Origin of the sequence: Flavobacterium sp. JP2137, from assembly GCF_050562195.1 — a bacterium.
In the GTDB taxonomy this organism is placed as follows: Bacteria; Bacteroidota; Bacteroidia; order Flavobacteriales; family Flavobacteriaceae; genus Flavobacterium.
In genome coordinates, this window is the sequence record NZ_CP191647.1 from 2070683 (window position 1) to 2086108 (window position 15426).

The 15426-nt window shown below is 43.7% G+C and carries 16 protein-coding genes; 11 read left to right on the forward strand and 5 right to left on the reverse strand.

What is annotated here, in order from left to right; genetic code table 11:
- Positions 1–155: 155 nt before the first annotated feature.
- Complete coding sequence (locus ACQZ43_RS09065) at positions 156–821, forward strand: HAD family hydrolase (RefSeq protein ID WP_430611862.1); 666 nt, start codon at positions 156–158, stop codon at positions 819–821.
- An 82-nt stretch (positions 822–903) separates the two neighbouring features.
- Here the strand turns inward: ACQZ43_RS09065 and ACQZ43_RS09070 are convergent, their stop codons facing one another.
- Entirely contained in the window at positions 904–1296 is a 393-nt protein-coding gene (locus ACQZ43_RS09070) for an SRPBCC family protein (RefSeq protein ID WP_430611864.1), read from the reverse strand.
- 117 nt (positions 1297–1413) lie between these two features.
- Positions 1414–2058, reverse strand: a complete 645-nt coding sequence (gene pyrE / locus ACQZ43_RS09075) for an orotate phosphoribosyltransferase (RefSeq protein ID WP_430611866.1) — start codon at positions 2056–2058, stop codon at positions 1414–1416.
- 7 nt (positions 2059–2065) lie between these two features.
- Between pyrE and ACQZ43_RS09080 the strand changes: the two genes are divergently transcribed.
- Entirely contained in the window at positions 2066–2665 is a 600-nt protein-coding gene (locus tag ACQZ43_RS09080) for an NUDIX hydrolase (protein WP_430611868.1), read from the forward strand.
- 60 nt (positions 2666–2725) lie between these two features.
- On the opposite strand, the gene coaD is transcribed toward ACQZ43_RS09080, so the two are convergent.
- Complete coding sequence (gene coaD, locus ACQZ43_RS09085) at positions 2726–3184, reverse strand: pantetheine-phosphate adenylyltransferase (protein WP_430611870.1); 459 nt, start codon at positions 3182–3184, stop codon at positions 2726–2728.
- Positions 3181–4164 (reverse strand): D-alanine--D-alanine ligase, encoded by a 984-nt coding sequence (locus ACQZ43_RS09090; protein ID WP_430611872.1) that lies wholly within the window; start codon positions 4162–4164, stop codon positions 3181–3183. The genes coaD and ACQZ43_RS09090 overlap by 4 nt, the downstream gene beginning before the upstream one ends.
- Before the next feature lie 124 nt (positions 4165–4288).
- Between ACQZ43_RS09090 and ACQZ43_RS09095 the strand changes: the two genes are divergently transcribed.
- The 7 genes from ACQZ43_RS09095 (at position 4289) to purB (ending at position 13013) form a co-directional block, all read left to right on the forward strand.
- Positions 4289–4897 (forward strand): PASTA domain-containing protein, encoded by a 609-nt coding sequence (locus tag ACQZ43_RS09095; protein WP_430611874.1) that lies wholly within the window; start codon positions 4289–4291, stop codon positions 4895–4897.
- Positions 4898–5938 (forward strand): RluA family pseudouridine synthase, encoded by a 1041-nt coding sequence (locus ACQZ43_RS09100; RefSeq protein ID WP_430611876.1) that lies wholly within the window; start codon positions 4898–4900, stop codon positions 5936–5938.
- A 3-nt stretch (positions 5939–5941) separates the two neighbouring features.
- On the forward strand, positions 5942–7234 hold the full coding sequence (locus ACQZ43_RS09105; protein WP_430611878.1) for an anthranilate synthase component I family protein: 1293 nt from the start codon (positions 5942–5944) through the stop codon (positions 7232–7234).
- 164 nt (positions 7235–7398) lie between these two features.
- Entirely contained in the window at positions 7399–8733 is a 1335-nt protein-coding gene (tilS, locus tag ACQZ43_RS09110; protein WP_430611880.1) for a tRNA lysidine(34) synthetase TilS, read from the forward strand.
- Entirely contained in the window at positions 8730–10694 is a 1965-nt protein-coding gene (locus ACQZ43_RS09115) for a cytochrome c biogenesis protein CcdA (protein ID WP_430611882.1), read from the forward strand. Before tilS ends, ACQZ43_RS09115 begins: the two co-directional genes overlap by 4 nt.
- 19 nt (positions 10695–10713) lie before the next feature.
- Positions 10714–11559 (forward strand): DUF2911 domain-containing protein, encoded by an 846-nt coding sequence (locus ACQZ43_RS09120; protein WP_430611884.1) that lies wholly within the window; start codon positions 10714–10716, stop codon positions 11557–11559.
- A 107-nt stretch (positions 11560–11666) separates the two neighbouring features.
- The gene (purB, locus tag ACQZ43_RS09125) at positions 11667–13013 is read left to right on the forward strand and encodes an adenylosuccinate lyase (RefSeq protein WP_430611886.1); all 1347 of its coding nucleotides are present in this window, start codon (positions 11667–11669) and stop codon (positions 13011–13013) included.
- Positions 13014–13125: 112 nt separating this feature from the next.
- Here the strand turns inward: purB and azu are convergent, their stop codons facing one another.
- Positions 13126–13626, reverse strand: coding sequence for an azurin (gene azu / locus ACQZ43_RS09130; RefSeq protein ID WP_430611888.1), 501 nt, complete (start codon positions 13624–13626; stop codon positions 13126–13128).
- A gap of 273 nt (positions 13627–13899) precedes the next feature.
- Here azu and ACQZ43_RS09135 point away from each other — a divergent pair, with 273 nt between their 5' ends.
- A complete protein-coding gene (locus ACQZ43_RS09135; RefSeq protein WP_430611890.1) occupies positions 13900–14481 on the forward strand; it encodes a DJ-1/PfpI family protein in 582 nt (193 codons plus the stop codon).
- Positions 14482–14564: 83 nt separating this feature from the next.
- On the forward strand, positions 14565–15425 hold the full coding sequence (nadC, locus tag ACQZ43_RS09140; protein ID WP_430611892.1) for a carboxylating nicotinate-nucleotide diphosphorylase: 861 nt from the start codon (positions 14565–14567) through the stop codon (positions 15423–15425).
- Position 15426 lies beyond the last annotated feature (1 nt).

The window sequence follows — 15426 nt, forward strand, 5'->3', positions numbered from 1 at the left end:
GGCGAAAGTTAAGCATTTTGCGACACAAGCGGGAAATCCAATCCCATTGTTTTAATCGATATTGGCACTTTTGCGGAATTTTATAGCTGCTGCGACTTAGAAACCCACTTTTGTTTTAAGATGTAAAAAAAGGAAGTACCTTTGTAAAAAAAACAATGATTAAGACCATTATTTTTGATATGGACGGGGTAATCGTCGATACGGAACCGGTACATAAATACGCCTACTACAAACTTTTTAACGAACTGGGAATCCTCGTGTCTCCAGAGATGTATGCTTCCTTTACCGGAAATTCTACTAGAAACGTCTTTCAAAAGCTCAAAGCACATTTTGTATTGGAACAAGAGGTGGAAGACCTGATTCTCCGCAAGCGCTTCTTCTTTAATGACGCCTTCGATACCAAAGAAGATTTGGAGTTGATCGCTGGTGTAAAGGCGTTAATTGTCGACTTGCATCAAAACGACGTTCAGTTGATTTTAGCCTCATCGGCTTCTAAGGGTACGATTCATCGGGTATTCAATAGATTTGAGCTCTATCCCTATTTTACGCATATCGTCAGTGGAGAAGATTTTCCCAAGTCAAAACCCGATCCGGCAATCTTTTTACACGCCGCCTCGCTTTCCAAAGCACCTAAAGAGCAATGTGCCATAATCGAAGACAGTACCAGTGGCGTTCGTGCCGCTTGTGCCGCAGATATATTTTGTATCGCCTACCACAGCGAAAACTCCAAAATGCAAGACCTTACGGGGGCGGAGTATTTTGTAAAAGACTTTAAGGACGTCGATGCGGCCGTGATAAAGCAAGTCAGGCAAGTCAAATAAAGCCTAGCCGCTACGCTAACAACAAACAAGCCCCCGACTTCAATCGGGGGCTTGTTTGTTTGGTGTATAAACAAATCGCTCCTTAGAGCTTGTGCATGTTGTTGGCTAGGGTTTCGATGAATTTTCCAATCGGACCTTTGACCATCATGGCCATCATCGGATTGAATTCGCCTTCGAAATGCAATTGCACTGTCGACTGCGTAGCATCAATCGGTTCGATATCGCCAATCAGCGTAAACGGCAGTTTGTCGCTAGCAGCACCCAACACAATTTTTGTCGGGGCGATTTGATCTTTCTTTCTCAGTTTGATTTCAGGCATGCCCTTTAAGCCAAAAATAAAAGAATCGGCGTCGACCACCTCAAATTTGGCGATGGAATCCGGCATCAATTGTTTAAAGTTTTTGACATCGCTCAACGCCTCAAAAATATATTCTGCGGACTTGGCTACGGTAACCTTTGGACTTTCTAGTTTCATAGTGTAACTGTTTTTTGTTTTTCAATAGCTGTTTTAATAGCGCGAACTTTTGTGGTATACCAAGATAGCAAACAAATCGTTGCGCACAACGCTACAGCGGTTTTTGGAATTCGCGACTTATTTAGGGCTCCAGATAGACGGGTTTTTACGCCATTCTTTTAGGGTTTCCAAATCGGTTTCCGAAATATACTTTTTTTCTACCGCACTGTCTAATAAAGTGCTGTAATTGCTAAGTGTCATCAATTCCACACCGGCTTCTTTAAAGTTGCCGTCTGCCAGTTCAAAGCCGTAGGTAAAAATAGCGGCCATGCCCAAGACATCAGCTCCCGCTGCCTTTAAAGCCTCAACGGCTTGCAAGCTGCTCTTTCCCGTACTGATCAAATCTTCGATCACTATAACGGACTTGCCCGCTTCCAATTGCCCTTCGATTTGATTTTGTCTGCCGTGTTTCTTCGCTTCCGGTCTCACGTATACAAAAGGCAATTCCAGTACTTCTGCAACCAACAATCCAATACCAATAGCACCCGTAGCCACCCCTGCAATCACATCGGGCTTGCCGTATTGGGCTTCGATGTTTTTCGCAAACTCATTTTTTAGAAATTTTCTAATCTCTGGATATGAGAGGGTTATGCGGTTATCGCAGTAAATTGGCGATTTCCATCCCGATGCCCAAGTAAAAGGATTTTTAGGATCTAATTTAATTGCGTTTATTTGTAAAAGCAATTCGGCCGTTTTTTGTGCTGTTTCTCTATTAAAAATCATAGTACAAATGTATAAAGTTTTTGTAAACGACAAACCTCTATTTCTAACAAACGAAATTGTGAAAGAAACCGATTTTCAATTGTTTTTGTTAGATAGTGTCGATATCGACAAAATTATCATTAAATATTTTCAAAATAAAATCCAAAAGGCTTTTCTTTATCATCCCAATGAAAAAGAAATACTAAAAAAGATTAAAGAAAAAATTCCCGTTCAAAAAGCAGGCGGGGGATTGGTGTACAATGCTAAGGGCGAAATTCTGTTTATCCTGCGAAATGGCAAATGGGATTTGCCCAAAGGAGGTATAGAAAAAAACGAAGAAATCGAACAAACCGCTATTCGAGAGGTGGAAGAGGAAACCGGAGTAACCGGTTTGGAAATCACTAAAAAACTGCAAAAAACCTACCACGTTTTTAAGCGCAATGGCAAATACAAGCTCAAGATTACCCATTGGTTTGAGATGAAGACCGACTTTGACGGTACTGCGGTCGGACAAATCGAAGAGGGAATCGAAGAAGTAGCCTGGCTGAATAAGCTACAGGTCAAAGCAGCGATGGAAAATTCGTATGAAAACATCAAACTACTGATTGAAGATTCCGCGATATTGTAAGTAGAATGCCATAAAAAAAGGTCGACCGCGTTGGGTCGACCTTTTTTGTAAACAGCTGTTTTATCGCTTGACAAATACCGGCTTGGGAACCAGGCGTTGGTATTCGCCTTTGTTGCGTATCACATCCCGCACTATACTCGAACTGATAAAGGACGTACTCGCTGCGGTGAGCAAAAAGACCGTTTCTATTTTGGTCAAAAATCGATTGGTATGCGCAATGGCTTTTTCAAACTCGAAATCCGCCGGATTTCGCAGGCCTCTCAATATAAATTGAGCCTCGTTTTCGATACAGAAATCCGTGGTTAATCCGTGGTAAGTACGCACCTTAATCTTGGGTTCGTCCTTAAAGGTCTCTTCGATAAAGCGCTTGCGCTCATCGAGTGAAAACATATATTTTTTCTCTGCATTAACACCTATGGCCACGATAATCTCGTCAAATAGGGGTAAACCGCGACAAATAATATCGAAATGACCGTTGGTTATCGGGTCAAACGAACCGGGGAAAACAGCTCTTCTCATAATGGGGACTTGTCTAGCGCCAAACTAATGGCATTATCAAATAATTCGGCAAGCGATATATTCGCCGCTAAGGCTTGTTGAGGCAAAATGCTCTCATTGGTCAATCCGGGAACGGTATTCATCTCCAGTAAAAAGGGCTCGTCTCGAACCAGGATAAACTCACTGCGAGAAAAGCCTTCCATCTTTAATATCAGGTATATCTTTTTGGCGGTTTCCGCAATTTTTAAAGCGACTTCAGCGGATATACGCGCCGGAGTAATCTCTTGGGATTTACCCATATACTTGGCCTCATAATCAAAAAAGTCGTTTTCCGAAACGATTTCCGTTATCGGTAAAACGGTGATTTCTCCGCGGTAATTGATAACGCCCACAGAAACCTCTGTGCCCTCCAAAAAGCTTTCTATGATGATTTCATCGTCTTCCAAATAGGCTTTTTCGATGGCAATCAGCAATTCTTCGGACGTCTTGGGTTTGGAAATGCCAAAACTCGATCCCGATTTATTGGGTTTGACAAAACACGGTAACCCGACTTTTTGGATGATTTCCTCCGCATCGAAATAATCGCCCTGATTGAGGTAGTATGAAATGGCGGTTTTAATGCCATAAGGCTTTAATACCGATAGCATATCCCGCTTGTTCATCGTTAGCGCCGCCTGATAGAAACCGCAAGAGGTATGAGGCAAGTGCAACAGCTCCAAATACGCTTGAATCAGTCCGTCCTCGCCTGGACTGCCGTGGATGGCATTGAAAATCACGTCAAAACGGATCTTGTTGCCCTGGTAGTTCACCGAAAAATCATTCTTGTCAATCGGGTGCTCCGTATCGTCTTCGGCCACATAAACCCACTTGTCTTTTAAGAGGTGAATGCGGTATGGAACGTATTTGGTCCGGTCTAAAGACTGGTATACCACATTTCCACTGAGAAGCGATATTTTATATTCACTGGAATACCCCCCCATTATTATAGCTACATGCTTCATTTCTACGGATTTTGTCTATTGGAAATACCCTTTTATTAGGAGGGCATCAATTAAACAAATTTATAATAAAACATAGAAACAAAAAATCTTTTCTATTTTATATCTTTGTCAAAATTATATTTCTATGAGTATTAAAAAATTTATCACGACAAAAGCTTTTTTTATCAATGTAGCTTTGGCTGTAATCATTATTGTAGTGATTAGTTTTGTCGCATTAAAATGGATGAAAAGCTCTACCAATCACGGTCAGAAAATCGCCGTTCCCGAATTGCGCAAAATGAAGGTTGACTTGGCCATACGCGCTTTGGAAAATGCAAATTTGACCTTGGTGATTTTAGATACTTTGGACTACGATAAAAGCATTCCCCCATTGTCTATAGTGGAGCAAGATCCCATAGCAGGAGCAGGAGTGAAGGAAAACAGAAAGATTTACGTAAAGATAAACGCAGCGGGCTACTCCAAAATAACTTTGCCCGACTTAAATCAGTTAACTTTTAGACAAGCATTGGCTACGGTTGAGGCCATGGGACTCGAATTGGGAACCACTTCGTACCAGACGTATATCGGTCGCGATGTGGTCTTGCAAGTCAGACAAAACGGCAAGGCGCTTAGCGCTGGAGACAAGGTTTTAAAAGCCTCAAAAATCGATTTTGTATTGGGAGACGGTAGAGCGGGAATACCTGCAGAAGCATTGGATGTAGCTCCAGAAATTGAAAACAACACAGCCGAATAAATGCAAGAAATTTTTGAATTCTCAGACGAATTAGAAGCAGACTTATACGAACATTACAAATTTGAAGCTTCTAAAGGGCAATCGCCTTTGCGAGTAGATAAGTTTTTGATGAATTTAGTAGAAAATGCCACGCGAAATAAAATTCAACAGGCCGCTGCAAACGGCAATATCTTTGTTAACGAAATACCGGTAAAATCCAACTACAAGGTCAAGGCGCTCGACGTGGTGCGCGTTTTGATGGAACAACCCCCTTTTGAAAATAAAATCTTACCGGAAAACATTCCATTAGACATCGTATATGAAGACGATACCCTATTGGTAATCAATAAAAAACCGGGTTTAGTCGTACATCCCGGACACGGTAATTATACCGGTACCCTGGTCAATGCCCTGGCCTACCACTTTGAAAATTTGCCGCTCAACAGCAGCGAAAGACCGGGTTTGGTGCACCGTATAGACAAGGATACCAGCGGGTTGTTGGTCATTGCCAAAACCGAATGGGCCATGAGTGAACTCCAGCGTCAGTTTGCCGAAAAAACCACCGAAAGAGAATATGTCGCTTTGGTCTGGGGCAATGTGACGGAAGAAGAGGGCACGGTGGAAACCTATATCGGTCGACACGTCAAAAACAGAATGCAAATGGCTGCTTACGACGATGAAGCCAACGGAAAATACGCGGTAACCCACTATAAAGTACTCGAGCGATTGGGCTATGTAACGCTGGTGAGCTGCCGACTGGAAACCGGACGCACACATCAGATTCGCGTGCACATGAAGCACATTGGACATACCCTCTTTAACGACGAGCGTTACGGCGGACATCAAATCCTAAAAGGAACCACCTTTACCAAGTACAAACAATTTGTAGAAAACTGTTTTCAGGTGTTGCCCCGTCAGGCGTTACACGCCAAAACTCTTGGTTTTCAACACCCGATTACCAAAGAATTTATCCGTTTTAATTCCGATATTCCCGCCGATATGGTGCAGTGCATCGAAAAGTGGAAAAACTATTCATCTGCAAACCTACCCGAAGGGGCATAAGCCATGCGAAACGCAATCCGGGTTGACTTAACGGTTTATACCGATTTTAAAGACAAACTACTTCAGTGGGCACAACAGTTCCGCGAAGTAGTTTTTTTGGATAGCAACGACAATACCAGCCCTTATTCGGACTTCGATTACTTGCTGGCGGTCGATGCCTTTACGGCTATTCAAACCGACCACTTCCGCGCTTTCGTCGACTTAGATGAATACTATACCCAAACACAAGACTGGATTTTTGGTTATTTGACCTACGATTTAAAAAATGATGTGGAAAAATTGCAGTCCGCCCATACCGATGGATTGCTGTTTCCCGAGTTATTTTTTTTTCAGCCTCAAAAAATACTGATCGTCAAAGGACAGCAGCTCGAAATACGCTACCTCAATAATTGTGCAGACGAGTGGGAGAGCGACTTAAACGAGATCCGCGAAACGGTTTTGTTCGAAGCGGTGGAACCGGTAAACGTCGAGATACAGCAACGCATTTCGCAAGAGGAGTATGTGATTAGAGCCGAGAAAATGTTGGCTCATATTCAGGCAGGCGACCTCTATGAAGCCAATTTCTGCATGGAGTTTTTCGCCGAAAATGCCGTTATAGATCCCCTACAGGTATACCGCCGGTTAAACGCGATTTCCACCCCGCCTTTTGCCACTTTTTTTAAACATCGCAATCAGTATGCTCTGGGGGCCTCTCCGGAGCGCTATTTAAAAAAGAGGGGAACCACCATAATCTCACAACCGATTAAGGGAACGGCAAAGCGCTATGTGGAGCAGGCGGAAGATAATCAGGCGCGAACCGCCTTGCAAAACGACCTTAAAGAACGGGCAGAAAACGTGATGATAGTCGATTTGGTGCGCAATGACTTGTCCAAAACCGCAACCAAGGGCTCGGTGGTGGTCGAAGAACTCTGTGCGGTTTACACCTTTAAACAGGTACATCAAATGATTTCTACCGTAGTGTCCGAAGTGGCAGCGACCACCTCGCCTATAGCGGTCATTCAATCGAGCTATCCCATGGGAAGCATGACCGGTGCGCCTAAGATTTCGGCCATGAAAATCATCGAGAGCCTCGAACAAACCAAAAGGGGCTTGTACAGCGGCGCTATTGGGTATTTTACACCCGAGGGCGATTTTGATTTTAACGTAGTCATCCGAACCATACTCTACAACAAAGACCGCAATTACCTTTCCTTCTCCGTAGGCAGCGCCCTGACCATTTTAGCCGATCCTCAGGCCGAATACCGCGAGTGTCTATTAAAAGCTCAGGCGATGAAAACCGCCTTGCAGTTGTCATAAGTCCGCTCGCTACCGAACGCACACCCGATAATTCCCGCGAGGTTAGTCCACAGCATATTACTGCGCAAGTGGGGATTGCATCAAGCTATTTATGCGAAAATTTATCAAATCTTTAATTTTTTTGGCAAAAAAGAGGTTTCAAAAAACAAATAAAATATGTTACTTTGGTAACTTTAATTTTTAAAATGTTAGCCAAACTCAAAACACACCTACAAACGCGATTTCCAGATTTACTTCAGGGCAAGTTATTGCTCGCGGTAAGTGGGGGGGTCGACAGTGTGGTGATGCTGCATTTATTAGCCGATTTAAAACTCGATATCGCCGTAGCGCATTGCAATTTCCGATTGCGGGAAGAGCAAAGCGATCAGGACGCAAGCTTTGTGGAAGCGCTTTGCCTTCAAAGGGGAATTCCTTTTTTTGGCATCTCTTTTGATACAGAGCAGTACGCCGAAGAAAAGGGCGTGTCGATTCAAATTGCGGCGAGATCTTTGCGTTACGATTGGTTTGAGCAACTCCTAAACGAACAACAGCTGGATTTTGTACTCACGGCTCATCATCTAGACGATGCCGTGGAAACTTTTTTAATCAACTTTTCACGAGGAACGGGTTTGGATGGACTGACGGGAATACCGGAACAGAACCAGCGCATCGTGAGACCGCTGCTGATATTTTCTAGAGAGGAAATCTATCAACACGCCCTGGCCCAGGCCTGGGAGTGGCGGGAAGACCGCAGCAATGCCGAAACCAAGTACTTGAGAAACAAGCTGAGGAAAAACGTGGTGCCCCTTTTAAAGGAGAGCAATCCGGGTTTTCTCCACGCGTTTAAAAATTCGATTTCCTTTTTAAGGGAAGCCAACGGCATGGTCAAAGATGCGTCCGAGACGCATTATAAACAGGTGGTAACCGAAGTGGACGAAAAATGCCACATCGATATAGCCGAACTGAAAACAAAGGCGAATTACTTGGCCTACCTCCACTTTTGGTTGCAGCCCTATGGCTTTAAAAACTGGAACGATGTAGATGCCCTGATAGAGGCCAGTACGGGCAAAATTATTTTTTCCGATTCGCATCTGCTGTTGAAAAACAGAAGCGAATTGATTTTGGCACCTAAAAGCGTTTTAGCTGCCGCAGAACAAGTCTATTACCTCGATGAAAACGAAACGATAACACAACCTATAACCCTAAAAAATGAAAGACAAACTCAACTTTTACCACAGGATGATACCTATACTATTTACGTAGATAGAGACCGATTGCAGTTTCCCCTATCCCTGAGAAAATGGCGACAAGGAGATTCTTTTTACCCGTTGGGTATGCAAGGAGCAAAAAAGATAAGCAAATACTTTAAAGATGAAAAATACTCACAAATCGATAAGGAAGCCGCTTGGATTTTGTGCTCAGAAAACCAAATTGTATGGATTGTTGGAGGTCGAATGGATGATCGATTTAAGATAAAAAATACAACTATAAACATTTTAAAAATTCAATTAATCCAATGAGAAAATTAGCCTATTTGCTTCTTTTTTTGGTTTCTATAGTTACGGTACAGGCACAAATTGTCAATCCGGCCAAGTGGAAGTCTAAAATAGAGAAGAAATCAGATACCGAATACACCATCACCCTCGACGGTGTTGTCGAAGGAGATTGGCACTTGTATTCCCAATTTACTGCAGACGGCGGTCCGTTACCGGCAGAGTTGCTGTTTAACAACGAAAAGGGGAATTACCTCGTAGCGGGAAAAGCCAAAGAAAGCGCAACGAAAACCACCTACAACGATGTTTTCGAAGTCGATGAAACCTATTTCGACGGGCCTGTTCAATTTGTACAGGAAATTAAAGTCACCAACAAAGACCTCAAGAACATTCAATTGGAATTGGGCTATCAGGTTTGTTTAGACGTGTGTATCAGTCAGAGCAATTTCTTTGTTTTTGACTTGGCTACGCTAACGGCTACAGAGGTGGCCAACTTTGAGGAAGCCACTGCGGATACTGCGGTAGCAGCTGCCCCAGCGACGGAGGTTGTAACGCCGGTTAAGGAAGAGAAAAAGGGCTTGGTAACCATCTTTTTTATCGCTTTTATATCCGGATTTGCCGCCTTGCTTACCCCTTGTGTGTTTCCGATGATTCCCATGACGGTGAGCTTCTTTACCAAACAGAGTAAAACGCGTGCAAAAGGCATTAGAAATGCCATCTTATACGGTTTGTCCATCATCTTGATTTACGTGGTATTGGGCACCATAGTTACAGCGGTTTTTGGAGCAGACTCCTTAAATGCCCTGTCTACCAATGTGTGGTTTAACGTAATTTTCTTCGTTTTACTCGTTGTTTTTGCCACTTCCTTTTTGGGGGCATTCGAAATTATGCTACCCAATTCTTGGGCGAATAAGGTCGACTCTCAAGCCGATCGCGGCGGGTTTGTCGGTATCTTGTTTATGGCCTTGGCCTTGGCCATAGTGTCTTTTTCTTGTACCGGACCTATAGTGGGTACCTTATTGGTCGAAGCTGCTTCTAAGGGAGGCATCGCTCCAATCGTTGGAATGTTGGGATTCTCAACCGCTCTGGCCTTGCCATTTATGTTGTTTGCCATGTTCCCAGGTTGGTTGAATTCCATGCCTAAATCCGGTGGTTGGTTAAATACAATCAAGGTCTCTTTGGGGTTCCTGGAATTGGCTTTAGCCTTTAAATTCTTGTCCAATGCCGATTTGGTATTGCAAGCACATTGGTTGGAAAGAGAGGTTTTCTTGGCTATTTGGATCGCTATTTTTGGCGCTTGGGCTTTGTATTTGTTGGGCAAAATCAGATTGCCTCACGACAGTCCGATGGATCATATTTCCGTGGGTCGTTTGGCCATGGCTTTATTGGTTTCGACCTTTACCATTTACCTGATTCCGGGCTTGTGGGGAGCGCCTTTAAAAATTATTTCTGGCTTTCCACCTCCGATGACCTATAGCGAAAGCCCTTATGGCGTTGGAAATTCCAAAGGCGGCGGAAGTGCTGAGGTACAAGAATTGCCCGATGGTGCTAAATTGGGGGCACACGACTTGGTTGCTTTTACCGATTACCAAAAGGGAATCGCCTATGCAAAATCGGTTAATAAACCGGTATTGCTCGATTTTACCGGATTTGCTTGTGTCAACTGTCGCAAGATGGAAGACTACGTCTGGTCCGATCCTGCGGTGTTGTCGCTGTTGAAAAAAGACTTTGTCTTGATTTCGCTCTATGTAGACGACAAACAACTGCTGCCAGAAGCAGAACAATACATCTCTCCAGAAACGGGTAGAAAGATCAAGAGTATTGGAAACAAGTGGAGTGACTTTCAAATTACCCACTACAAAGCCAATGCACAGCCTTATTATATCGTCTTAGATGCCGACGAAAACCGTTTGAGCAGTCCAATAGGATATACCCCTGATGTGGATACCTATAAAAATTGGCTGTTGGAAGGCCTCGCTAAAAAATAGTTATTAAATACCAGATATCATGAAGAATAAAATAGTTTTGATGGCTTTGCTGCTGACCTCTTATATGGGGATGGCACAAGTACAAGTACCGCAGATGAGTACCAAGGCAAAGATAGAACAGGTAGTGGGACTGACCGACATCAGTATCGAATACACCAGACCCAATATGCGGGGACGTTCTGTATTTGGAGATTTGGTTCCCTACGGCAGAATGTGGAGAACCGGAGCCAATGTCAATACCATAGTGACCTTTGGTGACGATGTGGTGATCCACGGAAAAACCCTTAAAAAAGGAAAATACGCCTTGTATACCTTGCCTAAGGCAGAGTCTTGGGACGTGATTTTTTATTCGAATACCAACAACTGGGGATTGCCAGAAACCTGGGACGAGTCTAAAGTGGCTTTGAGAACCAACGTCAAACCCGCTGCTTTAACGCGAAATGTAGAAACCTTTACACTGGCGTTTAGCCGTGTAGATGTCGATGGAGCCGATTTGGAGATTTCTTGGGAAAAAACCATGGTGGCCATTCATATAGAGGTGCCGTCTCAGAAATTGGCCTTGGCCAGTATAGACGAAACCTTGGCTGGGCCTAAGGCGAGCGATTATTACGCTGCGGCTCAGTATTACTTTTTGATTAATAAAGACCTGGATAAGGCTTTGACCTGGATCGATCAGTCCATTGAAAAGAGCGGAGCGAATGCCCCCTATTATTTCATCCGATTGAAATCGCAGATTCAAGCCAAGTTAGGCGATAAAAAAGGTGCTATTGAAACCGCCAAAAAATCGTTGGAATTGGCTGAAAAGGCAAACAATGCCGACTATGTCAAAATGAATAAGGATTCCATCTTGGAATGGTCCAAATAAACCCTAAGGCTGTCGCAACGACAGCCTTTTTTCATTTTGGGCAACAGCGTTTCCCTTTTTCTCATTAATAGTTTATATTTGCATCTTAACAACACATTCCTACATTTATGTTAACAGAACTGAATGCTATTTCCCCTATTGACGGACGTTATAGAAATAAAACCAATTCTTTAGCGGCTTATTTTTCGGAAGAAGCCCTGATTAAATATCGCGTATTAATCGAAATTGAATACTTTATAGCCTTATGCCAGATTCCCTTGCCACAATTGCAAGGCGTGTCGCCGGAAGTTTTCCCCAAATTGCGCGAGGTATACCAAAATTTTACCACCCAAGATGCCTTGGAAATCAAGGAAACCGAAAAGACGACCAATCACGATGTCAAGGCAGTGGAGTATTTCGTAAAAGCGGCTTTCGACAATCTGGGATTGCAGGCGTATAAGGAATTTATCCATTTCGGTTTAACCTCTCAAGACATCAACAATACCGCCATACCGCTTTCTACAAAAGAGGCTTTTCAAGAGGTGTATATGCCGCTTTTTATCAAATTGGTCAACAAGTTAAAGGCGTTGAGCCTGGAGTGGAAAGACATTCCGATGCTCGCGCGTACACACGGACAACCGGCTTCTCCAACGCGTTTAGGCAAGGAGATTCACGTGTTTGTAGAGCGTTTGGAAGAGCAACTGCGCTTGCTGAACAACATTCCTTTCGCCGCCAAATTTGGTGGAGCAACGGGAAATTTCAACGCGCATCACGTTGCTTATCCCAAACAGGATTGGAGACAATTTGGGAATGATTTTGTCGAAACCAATTTGGGTTTAAAACATTCTTTTCCAACCACTCAAATCGAACATTACGACCATTTTGCAGCCTTCTTTGATGCCCTAAAGCGCATCAATACCATCATCTTGGATTTGGATCGCGACATCTGGACCTATGTGTCTATGGAGTATTTTAAACAAAAGATCAAAGCGGGAGAAATCGGTTCTTCGGCCATGCCCCATAAGGTCAATCCGATCGATTTTGAAAATTCCGAGGGAAACCTAGGCATTGCCAACGCCATTTTTGAACACTTATCGGCGAAGTTGCCGGTGTCACGCCTGCAAAGAGATTTGACCGACAGCACGGTGTTGCGCAACATAGGTGTGCCGTTCGGACATACCCTTATCGCCTTTGAAGCCACGCTAAAAGGACTGGATAAACTGCTTTTAAATGCCGATAAATTCGCACAAGACCTCGAAAACAATTGGGCCGTGGTAGCCGAAGCTATACAGACCATATTGCGTAGAGAAGCCTATCCAAACCCCTATGAAGCCCTTAAGGACTTGACGAGAACCCATACCGCCATAAACAAAGCTTCCATGCACGCATTTATTGACGGACTTCAGGTGACCGACGAAATCAAAAGCGAACTCAAGCAAATTACCCCTAGTAATTATTTGGGGATTTCAATCTAAGCCAATTTAATACAATCAAAGCCAAGCTGTCAGAGTCTTGGCTTTTTTTGTGCAAAAAAAATGGGGCAGCTCGAAAGCTGCCCCAGTAAACTGAATTAATAAAAAAACCGCACTACTCCGCGATAATCTCCCCTTTCATCAAGGCGTAATGTGCGGGGAACGTACACATAAATGGGTAAGTTCCCGCTTCGGTGATCTTAAATTCAATTGTTGTTGTTTCGCCTCCACCAATGGTTTTGGTATGCGCGATAATGCTGTTTAATTCCGATTGTGGTATATAATCGCTGTCGCTGGCAACGGCTGCTTTTTCTGCAAAAGCAGCTACGTCAACACCGGTCTTAAGAACGACAAAGTTATGCCCCATCACGGTTTTATCCATCTTACCGCTGTGCGTTAAGGTTAGGATAATGGTTTCTCCTACGGGAACTCTAATCTCGGTTTTGTCGAATTGCATCGCATCGTTTCCGGAGATGCTCACTTCAAAACCCTCCTTTGGAGCTGCGACCTCTTCTGTAGTGGTTACTTCGGGGGTATCTTTCTTTTTACTGTCACCACATGAGCTCAGGGATAATCCCACCGCTGCAATCGTTAAGGCTAAAAATATTTTTTTCATCTTGTATTTGTTATTATTATCAAGTAAAATTAACACTTCTTCGCGCTTGATTATATGATAATTATCAGTTAATGTTAAAAGCGAACAGAATGTGCAATGCAAATGGTAATATTTTAATCGCAACAGGGCCTGCGGCGGATTGCAGGGCCTCGGAAATGCGATAAAACGGAAATCAGCGGGTGGTTTGGTGCAAAATTATTCCGTGTAAAGGTTTTAAATGTCAATTAATTAGAGTAAGTTTAAAGTAGTATTAACCCTTAAAAACGAGTGATAATGAAAAAAAGAGTTTTAATGTTGGCAGGTGACTTTGTAGAAGATTACGAGGTGATGGTACCCTTTCAGGCTTTGGAATCCGTAGGAGTACAAGTCGATGTGGTTTGCCCGGGTAAAAAGAAAGGCGAGGCCATAGCTACAGCTATCCACGATTTCGTCGGTTTTCAAACCTATGTCGAGCTGCGTGGACACAATTTTATTCTGAACAAAACCTTTGATGACGTAACCCTATCGGACTACGATGGCTTATATGTTTGCGGCGGACGAGCGCCGGAATACATCCGATTGAATAAAGACGTTATCGGCTTTGTACAACATTTTTTTAAAGAGAACAAGCCCGTTGCGGCAATTTGCCACGGCATTCAGATATTGACGGTTGCCGGAGTGCTTCAAGATAAAAAGCTCACCGCCTATCCAGCTATAGGTCCGGACATCGCTTTGGCCGGAGGCCACTATCAAGAAATCGCTGTGGATGCGGCCTTTACCGACGGTAATTTAACCACTTCTCCGGCTTGGCCTGGACATCCCGCCATTCTTAAAGCGTTCTACGAGCTGTTGGGAATAACCATAGGTGTAAAATAAAAACAATGCCGACCAAAACCCCCGTGTGCTGCGGTCGGTGATGTGCAAAACATTTCTTATTTTAGCAAAACTAAATGAACCCTATGATTTCAGAGAAACAGTTTCGAGAAGAATTAGATATTATTATAAAAAATGCACTTAGAGAGGATATAGGCGATGGCGACCACAGCTCTCTGGCGTGTATTCCTGCCGATGCGCAAGGAAAAGCCCGATTGTTGGTAAAAGAAGCCGGCGTTTTGGCCGGCGTCGAATTTGCACAGCTAATCTTTAAATACGTCGATCCCAGCCTGGTGGTCGATGTATTGATTCCAGACGGTACTACAGTGGCTGTGGGAGACGAAGCATTTTACGTGTCTGGCAATTCACAGTCCATTCTAAAAGCGGAGCGATTGGTGCTGAATTCCATGCAACGCATGAGTGCGATAGCGACCAAAACCAAGGTGTTTGTCGATTTGTTGGAGGGAACAGCGACCAAAATACTCGATACGCGTAAAACGACACCGGGCATTAGAGCCATTGAAAAATGGGCGGTAAAAATCGCCGGAGGGGAGAATCACCGTTTCGCCCTTTACGACATGATCATGCTCAAGGACAACCACATTGACTTTGCCGGAGGAATCGCTCAAGCCATACAGAAGACCAATGCCTACTTAAGAGATAGCGGGCGCGATTTAAAAGTGATAGTCGAAGCGAGGACCTTAGATGAGGTTCAGCAAATTATGGACAATCCAGGAGTATATCGGATTTTGTTGGACAACATGGACTACGAAACCACTAGAAAAGCCGTGGCTTTAATTCAGGGAAAATGCCAAACCGAATCCTCGGGAAACATCGATCACAATACCGTGCGTGAATACGCGCTTTGCGGAGTAGATTTTGTATCTTCGGGAGCATTAACGCATTCGGTGTGGAATATGGACTTGAGTCTGAAAGCGGTTTTATAAG